The sequence below is a fragment of the Bradyrhizobium retamae genome (assembly GCF_001440415.1).
GTDB classification, from domain to species: domain Bacteria; phylum Pseudomonadota; class Alphaproteobacteria; order Rhizobiales; family Xanthobacteraceae; genus Bradyrhizobium; species Bradyrhizobium retamae.
Genome location: NZ_LLYA01000035.1, coordinates 15,733 through 27,979, shown reverse-complemented (window position 1 = coordinate 27,979; position 12,247 = coordinate 15,733). Strand labels below are relative to the sequence as shown.

General features: G+C 62.4%; 13 protein-coding genes. 6 read left to right on the top strand and 7 right to left on the bottom strand.

The annotated features are described in order from the left end of the window. Positions 1-48: 48 nt before the first annotated feature. Complete coding sequence (locus tag CQ13_RS06435; RefSeq protein ID WP_057842167.1) at positions 49-276, bottom strand: hypothetical protein; 228 nt, start codon at positions 274-276, stop codon at positions 49-51. A gap of 479 nt (positions 277-755) precedes the next feature. On the opposite strand from CQ13_RS06435, the gene CQ13_RS42595 reads away from it, so the two are divergent. The 3 genes from CQ13_RS42595 (at position 756) to CQ13_RS06425 (ending at position 2,767) form a co-directional block, all read left to right on the top strand. Beyond that, on the top strand, positions 756-920 hold the full coding sequence (locus CQ13_RS42595; RefSeq protein ID WP_156433540.1) for a hypothetical protein: 165 nt from the start codon (positions 756-758) through the stop codon (positions 918-920). 219 nt (positions 921-1,139) lie between these two features. After that, complete coding sequence (locus tag CQ13_RS06430; protein WP_028349427.1) at positions 1,140-1,559, top strand: CopG family transcriptional regulator; 420 nt, start codon at positions 1,140-1,142, stop codon at positions 1,557-1,559. Positions 1,560-1,564: 5 nt separating this feature from the next. Beyond that, positions 1,565-2,767 (top strand): extracellular catalytic domain type 1 short-chain-length polyhydroxyalkanoate depolymerase, encoded by a 1,203-nt coding sequence (locus CQ13_RS06425; protein WP_057842166.1) that lies wholly within the window; start codon positions 1,565-1,567, stop codon positions 2,765-2,767. A gap of 189 nt (positions 2,768-2,956) precedes the next feature. Here CQ13_RS06425 and CQ13_RS06420 read toward each other — a convergent pair whose 3' ends face one another. From CQ13_RS06420 to CQ13_RS06400, 4 genes are all read right to left on the bottom strand, one after another. Then, positions 2,957-3,145, bottom strand: a complete 189-nt coding sequence (locus tag CQ13_RS06420) for a hypothetical protein (RefSeq protein ID WP_057842165.1) — start codon at positions 3,143-3,145, stop codon at positions 2,957-2,959. Between the two features lie 812 nt (positions 3,146-3,957). Further along, on the bottom strand, positions 3,958-5,112 hold the full coding sequence (locus CQ13_RS06410; protein WP_057842299.1) for an alpha-hydroxy acid oxidase: 1,155 nt from the start codon (positions 5,110-5,112) through the stop codon (positions 3,958-3,960). Positions 5,113-5,214: 102 nt separating this feature from the next. Next, positions 5,215-6,030: an MlaD family protein gene (locus CQ13_RS06405; RefSeq protein ID WP_057842163.1), complete on the bottom strand. Its 816-nt coding sequence runs from the start codon at positions 6,028-6,030 to the stop codon at positions 5,215-5,217. Positions 6,031-6,135: 105 nt separating this feature from the next. Further along, positions 6,136-7,062 (bottom strand): DMT family transporter, encoded by a 927-nt coding sequence (locus tag CQ13_RS06400; protein ID WP_057842162.1) that lies wholly within the window; start codon positions 7,060-7,062, stop codon positions 6,136-6,138. A gap of 425 nt (positions 7,063-7,487) precedes the next feature. Here CQ13_RS06400 and CQ13_RS06395 point away from each other — a divergent pair, with 425 nt between their 5' ends. Next, positions 7,488-7,673: a hypothetical protein gene (locus tag CQ13_RS06395; protein ID WP_057842161.1), complete on the top strand. Its 186-nt coding sequence runs from the start codon at positions 7,488-7,490 to the stop codon at positions 7,671-7,673. Between the two features lie 23 nt (positions 7,674-7,696). Here the strand turns inward: CQ13_RS06395 and ybaK are convergent, their stop codons facing one another. Further along, complete coding sequence (gene ybaK / locus CQ13_RS06390) at positions 7,697-8,170, bottom strand: Cys-tRNA(Pro) deacylase (RefSeq protein ID WP_057842298.1); 474 nt, start codon at positions 8,168-8,170, stop codon at positions 7,697-7,699. A 289-nt stretch (positions 8,171-8,459) separates the two neighbouring features. Here ybaK and CQ13_RS06385 point away from each other — a divergent pair, with 289 nt between their 5' ends. Both CQ13_RS06385 and CQ13_RS06380 read left to right on the top strand, forming a co-directional pair. After that, positions 8,460-9,752 (top strand): adenylosuccinate synthase, encoded by a 1,293-nt coding sequence (locus tag CQ13_RS06385; RefSeq protein WP_057842160.1) that lies wholly within the window; start codon positions 8,460-8,462, stop codon positions 9,750-9,752. Between the two features lie 37 nt (positions 9,753-9,789). Next, positions 9,790-11,382 carry a hypothetical protein gene (locus CQ13_RS06380; protein WP_057842159.1) on the top strand — a complete coding sequence of 531 codons (1,593 nt, stop codon included), beginning with the start codon at positions 9,790-9,792 and terminating at the stop codon, positions 11,380-11,382. A gap of 158 nt (positions 11,383-11,540) precedes the next feature. On the opposite strand, the gene CQ13_RS06375 is transcribed toward CQ13_RS06380, so the two are convergent. Continuing rightward, positions 11,541-11,810, bottom strand: coding sequence for a hypothetical protein (locus tag CQ13_RS06375; protein ID WP_057842158.1), 270 nt, complete (start codon positions 11,808-11,810; stop codon positions 11,541-11,543). Positions 11,811-12,247 lie beyond the last annotated feature (437 nt).

Here is a 12,247-nt window from a genome sequence, read left to right as displayed (position 1 = left end):
GGCTGCCCCATCCCGTCATGGGCATCGCGGGCTAGAATTGAGCGATGCCTAGTTTGCTCGCGCGGCTCTTCTACACGTCAGCACATGGACCACAGCCACGATGACTGAGAACAGCAGCAAACCTATTTCAGCGCCGTGAACCTTTTCCGGCGCGTAAGTTGAGGCGACCCAAATCAGCAATCGGACTGAAAGGGCGAACGCCACGATGCCCCAAAGCCCCACTGCATTGGGTGCGTACCAAGTAGGCTCGCCGTCGAGCCGCCACTGCATAGCCATGCGAGCGCTCCTGATGCTAGGTCCAAAATAAAGATTGCACCCGGCAAGAAAGGCGACGGCTGGCCAGAACACAAGGTCAGCAACCAACATGAGTGTACCTTCCAGTGCAAGACCGCCCCAGTTGGGGGCCTCTTATTTGCCGATTACTAGCCCAAACGGGTTAAGGGGCATCTGAACAGAATTATCAATCTTGAGCGATCAGGCGCGATTTCCGGGCTTGGCACCAAGCCGACCTGACGTTGATCCTGAGCGACGTCCGCTGTCGAAGCAGCGGCAATCGACAATTTGCCCTTAGGTCGGCGTCACCGCTGGCGCCCGCGCATCCAATGAATTAACTCAGGCCAGATTTTTCGATGCGCCTGCCTGCCCACAAGTGGTCCCACGTGCTGAAGCGCCACTCCGATTTCTCGCTCATACGAAAATATCGAAGGGTTCTTCAACGCTCCTAAGACCGACAAGGATGGGACCACTCGGCTTGCATGATCGACAATTGCCGCGACGGGTATTTTGGCCAGCGAGTCGGATCGGGCATCCTGCCCAAGCAAATGAAGCTCGTCGCGCGCGAATCGGTCTTCACGGTAGAGCAGCTGGACTACATCTCGGATCAGTTGGCCGCTGGGCGCGAACTCGTCCAGGATGCTTGACGCGGTCCCATGCCGTTTCATGCGGCCCGTAGCCCGCACTTTCCAGCATTTCGCCAACTGACCTTTTAAAGGCGTCGCTAACCGAAAAAATCGGAAACATCGTCTCGCGTCCCGGGGTGCATTTCAAATTCGAGAACCCACCAGCGTTCCACTCCATTGACAGGCGCCTTTAACATCCATATACCATCCATGTAGATGGCAACAGGATGGAGCAGGGCCATGACGAGCAACGTCCGCGAACTCCGGCCAAAGCCCCCGGAAAGCGAAAAAATCACGATCAATCTCGGCTATGTCGATCTTGGTCAGGTCGACTTGATGGTTCAGGAAGGTTTCTACTCGAACCGTACCGATTTCATTCGAACGGCAATCCGCAACCAGCTCGAACGTCACGCGGACGTCGTCAAACAGTCAACGACCCGAAAAAGTTTGGATCTGGGTCTGAGGCACTTCAGCCGAGAGGATCTCGAAGCGGCGCGGCGAGCCGGGGAGATGCTGCACATCAACGTTTTGGGCCTGGCCAGTATCGCTCAAGATGTCACGCCCGAGCTTGCTCGCGCCGCAATTGCTTCGGTCTGTGTTCTGGGCGCTTTGCAGGCCAGTCCGGCGGTCAAGGCCGCCCTCGTCGATAGAACACGGTGAACGCGATGCTCAGACAGGACATAGTTGGCGAAGCCACACGCCTCACGCGCGCTGGCCGACTCATGGAGGCCACCGCGCTCCTTCAACGCATGCTGCGCGACGAAAGCGCGCCAGACCCGGAATCGCGCATCGGTCACCCCACAGTTGTTGGACAAGAGCCCTCGATCATTGACGCGAAGGCCAATGCTATTGAGGAGAACGATAGCGCGGACCGGGTGCGGCCTCCATCCGCTGAACCTCGCATGCTCCGCGAGTTTCTCGATCATACAAGGCAGCGCCCCGGGTTCAGCTTGCGAGCTGTGATTGAGCGCAAGCCCCTTTCCCCGTCAGACATCATGCCTGACGGCACAAGGTTTATCGAAGGAACCTACAGCAATTCGGCGGGAAGCCGTGCCTACAAGCTTTTCATCCCCAGCCGCTATCAGGACCAATCGCTTCCTTTGATCGTGATGCTACACGGCTGCACTCAATTCCCAGACGATTTCGCCGCTGGTACGAGGATGAACTTCATCGCTGAAGAAAAATCTTGTTTTGTGGTCTATCCGGCCCAGCGCAGTGAGGCAAACCAGGCGAAATGCTGGAACTGGTTTCGCCCAGCCGACCAGCAGCGGGGCAGAGGTGAACCCTCGCTTATCGCGGGCATCACTCGCCAAGTCATGAGCGACTTTTCGATCGACCCAAATCGTGTCTATGTTGGTGGACTATCGGCCGGAGCTGCCGCTGCTGCGATCATGGGTAATACCTATAAGGATCTGTACGCAGCAATCGGCGTGCATTCCGGCCTTGCCTGCGGGGCCGCCATTGACCTTCCATCTGCGTTGGTCGCCATGCGACAAGGTGGCGGAGCCAGTCACAGGGTTACTTTATGTGACGGGCCACCTGTACCAACCATTGTTTTTCACGGCGACCGCGACACTACCGTGCACCCCAACAACAGCGATCAAATTCTTGCGCAGTCTGTGAGAGCGATGAACCTGAAAAAGAAGGTTGGTCGCGGCCAGGTACCTGGAGGGCATGCCTATACCCGCACGATCCTGAGCGACGCGCATGGGCGCGGAATATTGGAGCACTGGGATATCCACGGAGCTGGACACGCATGGTCCGGAGGCAACCCTGCCGGCTCCTACACTGATCCGAAAGGACCGGACGCAGCAAGGGAAATGCTGCGTTTTTTCCTCGAGCATTCGCTCTCACAGCGATCAGGTTAGGGTCAGCCCGTTCGCGGCGCTTTCGGAAACGGCGGGTCGAGCCGACGTGTCAGCCTCATTGAGGCAAAGCGACGTACCCGGAGCAGACAGTGTTACAGGACTGAGCGGTTTGGTTGGATTTGTCAGCTGGACCTCGGTGGCCGAGTACTCAGGGCTGCCTCTTCCGTATTCCATTGGAAGGAGAAGCGGCTAGATGATCTCCACGCCAGGATCGTTGCCTGGTACGACAAAGTCCGGGTTTGCAGGTGACGGTGAAATACCGCGCTCAACGAGGCCAGTGGCCACCAGCCACTCGTTTGCATTGCCGCTTGCAAAAATTACAAGTGCATCCTGGTTGGGAAGCGCCTGCAGTCGAACAATAAGCTCTTTGACGGTCATCGCGATTTCTCCTGACGACGGGTCCTTGCTAGCCCGTCGTAAGAAATCGTCGCCTCGATCTCGATCTTATCGAGAAGAGACCGTCGTCCACCAAATCAAATGTTAACCTGTAAGGCCTGCCTTGTCCGTGACGCAAGCCGGATCATCTCGTCCGTCCAAACCTGGCGCCCCGTTCCGCCTCTTGCGCAAGCTTCAGCCAATCCTCCGCAAGGCGCACCCAAGCCTCCTTATCCAGAGGGCTCATGGCCTTCTCCGCCAGCTCACGGCATTCCTCAGCTTCCTTACGGAACCTCTCCGCGTCGGTTTGGGACGAGGGTGTCATCTGCAGTCTTGCCCCCTTCATCTACATGGGTACGGAGCTGTCTGTGGGAACAGCACCGAGCTATCCCGCGCAACGCGTCTCGCGATTGGCCGTTCCAAAGAAGATAATCGGCAGTTATATTATTGCTGCGGGTCGGCTAATGTGCTCTGCGCTAAATTCGACCGTTCCGCGCCGCGCGTGTGATCACGGAAAGCGGCATCCTCTTATTCTTGCTTGGCCTCGGCTTCCGGTAGCGCTCGCGCCGCTTCGGAGTCCATGGCTTGAGCCAGAGTAGCCGGGCCGTTTGTGCTCCGGCTCGATGTCGAGCGGGCCGGCATTTGCCGCAGCCTGCGCTCGAACCACAATGAATATGCGAGAGCGCTAGGTCTGCTTCGGGGCACTTGCCGGACCCGCGGTGATGTCTGACCTGAGTCCGGAATGCGCGCTAAGCGGACGTCCACTGACCAGTCTGAATTTATAGGTCATTCACGCCCTTTAATCAGAATCGGGGCTAGAATTCCCGCACCAGGTCCGGCGTGATCTCGCTGATCGAGCGGATGCCCAATAGCGCGAGGTCGCGATCGATTTCGGCCTTCAAGAGTGCGATCGCGCGCTGCACGCCGGCTTGGCCGCCGGCGATCGCGGCATAGAGGAAGGGGCGGCCGACCCAGACGAAATGGGCGCCGAGTGCCAGCGCCTTGATCACGTCGGTGCCGCGGCGGATGCCGCCGTCGACCATGATCGTCATGCCCTTCGCTTCCGCCGCGATCTCCGGCAGCGTGCGCAGGCCGGAGATCGTGTAATCGAGCTGGCGGCCGCCATGGTTGGAGAGCATCACGCCGTCGACGCCGCTCTCGCGCGCAACCTTCGCATCGGGCGGCGAGACCAGGCCCTTGATGACGAGCTTGCCCTTCCACTTCTTGCGGATCAATTCGACATGCTTCCAGGCGAGCTGGTCGCGGGCGCCGATGTTGCGCATCAGGTTTTTCGCCAGCACCGGCGGGCCGCGCTGCGCGTCCATGTTCTCGAAATGCGGCATGCCGTGGTTCATCACGGTGCGCGCCCAGGTGCCGAACAGCCAGTGCGGATGCGTGACCGTGTCCCAGAACACGCGCGGCGTGATCGCGAGCGGCACCTGAAAGCCATTGCGGATGTTGTTCTCGCGGTTCGGCGGCACCGGCACGTCGGCGGTGACGACGAAAGTGTCGTAGCCGGCCGCCGCCACGCGATCGACCAGCGGCTCGATCCGCTCCGGGAGGCCGGCGAGATAGGCCTGATACCACGCGGCCTGATTGGCGGCGCGGACATCCTCCAGCGTGATCAGCGAGGAGGCGCTCAAGATCATCGGCACGTTCTCGCACCTAGCGGCCTGCGTCAGCACGATGTCGCCGCGATAGGCGCATAGCGCGGAAGAACCCATTGGCGGAATGCCGAACGGCGCGGCGTAGGTCTTGCCGAACAATGTCGTCGTGTGGTCGCGGCCGGAGACGTCGTTGAGCACGCGCGGCACAAAGCCGTATTCGTCGAAGGCTTTGCGGTTGTCGCGCAGTGCGGCATCGGTCTCGGCGCCACCGGAAATATAGCCGTAGAGAAATTTTGGAATCCGCCGCCGCGCCACGGGCTCGAAATCGTCGAGCGAAAGATATTTTTGCAAAGCCCGCGGCACTGCGCTCCCGGTGCGGGTCACGGTCGGAGGCGGCGCAGTCAAGCTTGCGGATTTGTCGAGCACGCGGGCGTTCCATTTTTTGGTTGTTATGCGAACGGCGGGTTAGCGGCGGGGAGGCGGCCCGCCAAATTTCTGGCCGGCCTTGTTGACGGATTCGCTGACGTCGCCGAGCATTTTTCGCGTCTCGGCGATCACACGCCCGGACTTCTTGTCGAAACTTTCGATCAGCTCGCGCAGCGAAATCACAGTCGGCAGCAGTTCGCCGCCATATTTGTCGCTGGCGAGGCTGCCGAGGAAATCCCTGGTCTTGTCCATTGCGCCGTCGACCGCGCCGATGCCGGATTCGGCGGTCGCGATGATGGACGTGATCTTTGCGCCATTATGTGAAAGCGAGGCGGTGAACGTCTCGAAATTCCGTAAGGTATCCTTGATCGCCACCTCGTTGTCGGCAATCACGCGGTCGACGTTGCGCAGCGCCACGCGGATTTTTTCCTGGGTGTTGAGCGTTCCTTCCGGATCGGCGGTGAGCTCCGGAATGCCGTCCGCGCCCTTGGACGGCGGCGGCGCCTCATCGGTGCCGCCGGTAAACGAGATCGCGGCAATCCCCGTCAGCCCCTGAAATTCGAGGCCGACCTGGGTGTCGCTCTTCACGGGCGTGTTGCCGTCGATCATGGCGAGCGCGACCACGCGGCGCGGATGGTCGAGCTTCAGCGACACCACTTCGCCGACCCGGATACCGGCGAAATTCACGCTGCCGCCGTTGCGCAGGCCGGAAGCCGAGCCTTCGAAGATGACGCGGAACGGCACCTTCTGCTTGATCCCGGCGAGCCTCTGGTAGCCGAGCCACGCCGTGAGCGACCCGGCGATCAGAGCCAGGGTCAAGGTGCCGATCATTACATTGCTGGCGCGAACCTTCATCGAGGATGCCTTGTGAAGCTGCCTTTAGAGATAGCGGATTTGGTCGGGCAAGTCACCGCGAGCCTCAACCTCGCCCCCTGCGGGCGAAGCGCGGGGAGGGAGCGCTTACGCGGACGCTTTCCGCGACGCGACAAACACCCCCGTCAGCACCAGCGCAAAGCCGATGAAGTGGAACGCCTGCGGATGCTCGCCGAGGAAGATGATCGACATGACGGTGCCGAACACCGGTACCACGTGAAAGAAGGGGGCTGCGCGGTTGGCGCCGATCATCTGCACGCCACGATTGAAGCAGAGATAGGCGATCGTCGAGGGGAACAGGGCGACGTAGGCGAGCGTCAAGAGGTTCGCCGCGTCGATCTGCATCAGCGGCCGCGCGAACAATTCCCAGATGAACAACGGAATCAGGCAGGCCGCGCCGGCGCCGAAAGTGAAGGCGACGAACGACAGACCATGAATGTCGGGGCGCTTCAGCGACAGCACCGAATAGACCCCGAAGATCGCGAGCGCGACCAGGAAAATCAGGTCGCCGATATTGAAGTCGATCTTCGACAGCGTTGTGAGATCGCCGTGCAGGATGATCACCAGCACGCCGGCCATAGAGAGCAGGACGCCGGCCGCCTGCGCCAGCGTCAGCCGCACGCCGAGCAGCACGAGCGACCACACCGCGACCACCAGCGGTCCCGCCGACTGCAACAACAGCGTGTTCAGCGCCTGGGTGTGCTCGAGCGCCCAGTATTGCAGCGTGTTGAAGGCGCCGATGCCGGTGATCGAGAGCACGAGCATGATGCCGAGCCGGCCGCGGATCGCAGCCCAGTCCTTGACGAGATGCTTCCAGGCAAACGGCAGGATGATCAGGAAGGCGAACGACCAGCGCAGGAACGACAGCGTCACCGGCGGAATGTGGCCAGCGGCCAGCCGCCCGACGATGGCATTGCCGGCCCAGCACAGCGCGGTGATGCTGAGCAGCAGATAAGGCTGATTGGCGAGCCAGTTCCCGGAGGATGCGGGTGAACTCTGTTCGGTGGCCGACATTCGCGGTCCATAGCGTTTTCGAGCGAGGTGGGCACCGGTTCGCGTAAAGAAAACGCGTCAAACCAAGATTGGGCCCGGTTCATGGCGCCGCGGTCCGCCCGGCGATCGACGCCGGGCCGGAATGTGGCCCGGCCCCGGTCACAGACACCGATTTGCGCCGCTCATCAATGGTGCAGATGCATCGCGACCATGCAGCGCGTCTTGCTGGCTGTTCGGGGTTGCCAGCGGGCAGGCAAATATGCAATCAAAGGACGATTGATTCATGTGACCCAACCCTGGTTTGTTTTTCGGCGGGCGCATGCAGTGAGTTATTCCGGGCTGCTTTCAGTGTTGGCGTTGGTTCGATCGCTGGGACCACGGTTTGCAGGCTATTCCGCTCTCAAGCGTTTCGTTTGTCCGTGACATCGAATTTTTGCAGATTGCAGATGATGGATCATTCCTTGAACAAGCCGATATCGGCCGAAGAAGCCGAAACACGTCACCAGTTTGCCGTTCGCGCCAATTCCATTCTGGCGTTCATCGAATGCGATGAAGAGCAGCGCCCGAAACTGCGCGGGGCGATCATCGAGGCGATGCTATGGGCGCAGACGCAGCCCAAACTCACCAAATAGGGGTCCGCCGCGGCGAAGGCCGCTCACGCCACGAGCGCGCGCGCGATTGCGCCCGCAGCCTTCACGGCGTCGTTGGGATCGAGTTCGACCTGCAGGCCGCGCTGGCCGCCATTGATGAACACGCTGGTATGGCCGAGCGCGGCTTCTTCGATCGCGACCGGCACGCGCTTCTTCTGTCCGAACGGCGAGATGCCGCCGACATGATAACCGGTCAGCCGTTCGGCATCCGCCGGCCGCATCATCTTCGCCGCCTTAGCGCCGAACGCGGCCGCAAGCTTTTTCATGCTGACCTCGCAGTCCGACGGCACCACGGCGCAGACCGGCTTGCCGTCGACCTCGGCCATCAGTGTCTTCAGCACGCGCGCGGGCGGCACGCCGAGCGCCTCCGCCGCCTGTAGCCCGATGCTCGCTGCATCCGGGTCGTAGTCGTAAGCGTGCAGGGCGAATTTCACGCCGAGTTTTTCCAGTGCTAGCGTCGCACGGGTGGTTTTGGACATGGCCATTCCATCATTGCCGAACATTAATGCGTTTCTCGCCCGCGCAAGGCCGGGATGGCCAGGATTTTAGGGGGATATCAATGGGTTGGAGCCGTTCTAAGGCCCCTTAAAGCCGCCTTCTTGCTTGCCTAGATCACCTGCTTCCTTTATCCGGTGGGGCGCCCTGCACGCGAGCGGCCCCGGCCGTGATTATGGCTGGGCGAGCTTAGAGCATGGTCCGGAAACACAGGTACCGGTTCTCCGGTGAAGTCATGCTGGAACCAAGAGATTTGCAGGGAACACCTTAAAAATGGCCAATGTTGTCGTCGTCGGCGCCCAGTGGGGCGACGAGGGGAAGGGCAAGATCGTCGACTGGTTGTCGGAGCAGGCCGATATCGTCGTGCGCTTCCAGGGTGGCCATAATGCCGGTCATACGCTCGTCATCAATGGCGAGACCTACAAGCTCGCGCTGCTGCCGTCCGGTGTGCTGCGGCCCTCGAAGCTTGCCGTGATCGGCAATGGCGTGGTGTTCGACCCGCAAGCCTTCCTCGACGAGGTGGTGCGGCTGAGGGGCCAGGGCGTCGCCGTCAGTCCGGAAAACCTGCGCGTTGCCGAAAACGTCACGTTGATCCTGCCGCTGCACCGCGAGCTCGATGCGCTCCGCGAATCCGCCAACACGGCCACCGCGATCGGCACCACGCGCCGCGGCATCGGCCCGGCCTATGAGGACAAGGTCGGCCGCCGCGCCATCCGCCTGATGGACTTGGCCGACCTCGATACGCTGCCGCACAAGATCGACCGGCTGCTGGCGCATCACAACGCGCTGCGCCGCGGGCTCAATCTCGAGGAGATCGACGGCAACGGCATTCTGAAAGAGCTTACCGCGCTGGCGCCAAAGCTGTTGCCCTATGCGGAAACGGTGTGGCGGCTCCTGGATATCAAGCGCCGCGAGGGAAAGCGCATTCTGTTCGAAGGCGCGCAGGGTGCGCTGCTCGATGTCGATCACGGCACCTATCCCTACGTCACCTCGTCCAACACGGTGGCCGCACAGGCGGCGACCGGCACCGGCATGGGCCCGAGCGCGGTCGGCTACGTGCTCGGCATCTGCAAGGCCTATACGACGCGAGTTGGCCAAGGCCCGTTCCCGACCGAGCAGGACAACGAGATCGGCCGCAAGATCGGCGAGCGCGGCCGCGAGTTCGGCACCAACACCGGCCGGCCGCGCCGCTGCGGCTGGTTCGACGCCGCCTTGGTGCGGCAGACAGTCCGCACTTGCGGCATCACGGGTCTGGCGCTTACAAAGCTCGATATTCTCGACGGCTTCGACACCATCGAGGTCTGCACCGGCTATATGCTGGACGGCAAGGAAATCGACCATCTGCCGGCGGGCGAGGGCGCCCAGGCCCGGGTGGTGCCGGTCTACGAAACCATCGAGGGCTGGAAAGAGCCGACCGCCAATGCCCGCTCCTGGGCGGATCTGCCGGCCCAGGCCATTAAATATGTCCGCCGGGTCGAGGAACTCGTGGGTTGTCCGATCGCATTGCTTTCCACGAGCCCCGAACGCGAGGATACTATCCTGGTACAGAACCCGTTTGAGGCTTAACGGGATGTTACCGCCGGGGCTGCAGTATTGAAGAGAAATGGCTGATTATTACCCGCTGATCGCACGCGCTATCGCCGGCCTGGACCCCAATGCTCCAGGTGAGAGCCGCCGTGCGCTCTATGAGCGGGCGCGTACCGCGCTGATCGCGCAGTTGCGCAGCGTTCAGCCGCCGCTTTCCGAATCCGAAATCACCCGCGAGCGGTTGTCGCTGGAAGAGGCCGTGCGCAAGGTCGAATCGGAAGCCGCCCAGCGCGCCCGCGAGGCTTCGCGGCCCGGCGGTGGCGGGGCTGCGCGTGGCGGCGATGCCTTCCGCCGCGCCAATGCGCGCCCGCCGGAAGCGGCTGCCGCGCCGCCGGGGACTCCGCGCCCGCGTCCGCCTTCTCAAGGCCCCTCGCGCGATGGCCGTCCGCCGCTTGGCGAGGAGCCACGCCCGCCGCGCAATCTGCGCGCCGATGCGCCTCCGCCCGGCGCGCCGCGCCCGCAGCCGCCGCAGATTCCGACGCAGGATGCTGGCTTGCCGCCACCGCCGCCTCGCGAGCGCGGCCCCCGTCGCGGCCCGGATAATGGTGGCCCGCCGACGCCGCCACAGCCGCCCGGCATGCGCGGCTTCCGCGACATCGCAGCCGACGCCGACGATCTTGGCCGCGCCGCGGCGCAAGCCAACCGCAACGCGCGGAAGACCTATGCCAACGTGCCGTCGCCCTCGCCGGAATTCGACCGGCTCGAGCCGAACATGGAAGACCGCGGCGCCGATCCCGAGGTGCCGTATTCGTATGACGAATCGCAGGCGGAAGCCGACCGCTACGCGCCGCCGCCGTTGCGCGACCGTCCGCGGCTGTCGCAGGACCGCGACCGTGAGCCGCCGAAGAAGCGCGCGGTATTTCCGTTCAAGAGCGCGATTGCGGTCGGCATCGTGCTCATCCTGATTGGCGCCGGCATCCTCTGGGGCAAGTCGATCGTGACAGCCGTGAGCGGCCTGTTCAAATCCTCATCTGTGGTGGAAGCGCCGAAGGATCCGGCCGCGCCGCAGTCGCGCCCGAAGATTCCCGACCGCGTTGGCCAGCCGTCGTCGAGCGAGAACGTGGCACCCGTGGCGCAGCGCGTCGTGCTGTATGACGAGGATCCGTCCGATCCCAAGGGCAAGCAATATGTCGGTTCGGTGATCTGGCGTACCGAACCGATCAAGGCGAGCGGCAATCAGAAGCCGGACGTTGCCGTGCGCGCCGACATCGAGATTCCCGACCGCAAGTTCAAGATGACGATGTCGTTCCGCCGTAACACCGATACCTCGCTGCCGGCGAGCCACACCGCGGAATTGACCTTCATCCTGCCGCAGGATTTTTCCGGCGGCGGCGTCGGCAACGTGCCGGGCATTTTGATGAAGTCCAACGAGCAGGCGCGCGGCACGCCGCTCGCGGGGCTCGCCGTGAAAGTCACCGACGGCTTCTTCCTGGTCGGCCTCTCCAATGTCGATTCCGACCGCGCCCGCAACTTGCAGCTCCTCAAGGAGCGCTCCTGGTTCGACGTGCCGCTGGTCTACGTCAACCAGCGCCGCGCCATCATCGCGATCGAAAAGGGCTCTCCGGGCGAACGTGCGTTCAACGACGCCTTCGCGCTGTGGGGGGAGTAGCTGTTGCGAGCGCAGGAGATGCGCTCCTGAGCTTGAGCCACCCCGGATCAAGTCCGGCGCAGGCTTTCGCTGGAAAACGCTCCAAAGAGTCCAACGTGAAACGGCCTCAGCATTGCTCCCGCTGAGGCCGTTCTGCGTTCGTCTTCGAGCGAAGCAGCCTATCGCTCTGCGGAGGCGGCTCGTCGCCGTGCGGCGCCTTCGCGCTCCATCACGGCGCGGCAGCCCGGACTGAGCTGCGCTCGGTGCCTGACCATGCAGGCGGTGATTCGCTGGACGTTGGGCACTTCATGGCCGCAGAACCGCATGGCGTCGCCGGTGCACATCTGCTGCGCCTCCGAGAAGGCGAGGCTTGGGCGTGCGGAAAGTGCCGTCGCCGCAAAGGCGATGGCGAAGAGAAGCGCGATCTTGCTTGTGCGATGGATAGTCATTGAGCCGTTCCCCAAGGGTTGCGTGCAGGGTTGCGTGCGGTGCTGGCCGCTCTTCATTGGGGGCGCTGCACGCGGTTTGCGCTGCCGCACACGTCGTCCATCACCGGGAACTCACCCGGTGTGGTTGCTCGATTTCTGCCGATGTCCGAATCGAAAAGTGCTGCGCGGCCCCACGCGAATTATGCGACAATGCTGCGAAGCTGCAATGGCTCGCTGCGAAGCTGCAATGGCTGGCGTCAACACTTCTCGTGACTGTTGCGTGCGCGCCACGTCGAGCGAAGCGCGGAAGTGGGACAACTCGGTTTTGCGCTGCGCTTCTTATTGTCAGGTCGTTATGCCAGCTCGATGGTTCCGGAGAAGGAACAGAAGCGGCAACCTCTCAGCCATGATCAAACAGGCCGGCGAACGGAGCGTACGTTCCGCGCCGAAACCTCATT

Coding starts and splice junctions, on each gene's coding strand:
- ybaK (WP_057842298.1), bottom strand. CDS start 8,170: ATGTCCAAAACCACCCGTGCGACGCTAGCACTGGAAAAACTCGGCGTG.
- CQ13_RS06380 (WP_057842159.1), top strand. CDS start 9,790: ATGGCTGATTATTACCCGCTGATCGCACGCGCTATCGCCGGCCTGGAC.
- CQ13_RS06375 (WP_057842158.1), bottom strand. CDS start 11,810: ATGACTATCCATCGCACAAGCAAGATCGCGCTTCTCTTCGCCATCGCC.
- CQ13_RS42595 (WP_156433540.1), top strand. CDS start 756: ATGATCGACAATTGCCGCGACGGGTATTTTGGCCAGCGAGTCGGATCG.
- CQ13_RS06405 (WP_057842163.1), bottom strand. CDS start 6,030: ATGAAGGTTCGCGCCAGCAATGTAATGATCGGCACCTTGACCCTGGCT.
- CQ13_RS06385 (WP_057842160.1), top strand. CDS start 8,460: ATGGCCAATGTTGTCGTCGTCGGCGCCCAGTGGGGCGACGAGGGGAAG.
- CQ13_RS06425 (WP_057842166.1), top strand. CDS start 1,565: ATGCTCAGACAGGACATAGTTGGCGAAGCCACACGCCTCACGCGCGCT.
- CQ13_RS06420 (WP_057842165.1), bottom strand. CDS start 3,145: ATGACCGTCAAAGAGCTTATTGTTCGACTGCAGGCGCTTCCCAACCAG.
- CQ13_RS06395 (WP_057842161.1), top strand. CDS start 7,488: ATGATGGATCATTCCTTGAACAAGCCGATATCGGCCGAAGAAGCCGAA.
- CQ13_RS06430 (WP_028349427.1), top strand. CDS start 1,140: ATGACGAGCAACGTCCGCGAACTCCGGCCAAAGCCCCCGGAAAGCGAA.
- CQ13_RS06400 (WP_057842162.1), bottom strand. CDS start 7,062: ATGTCGGCCACCGAACAGAGTTCACCCGCATCCTCCGGGAACTGGCTC.
- CQ13_RS06435 (WP_057842167.1), bottom strand. CDS start 276: ATGGCTATGCAGTGGCGGCTCGACGGCGAGCCTACTTGGTACGCACCC.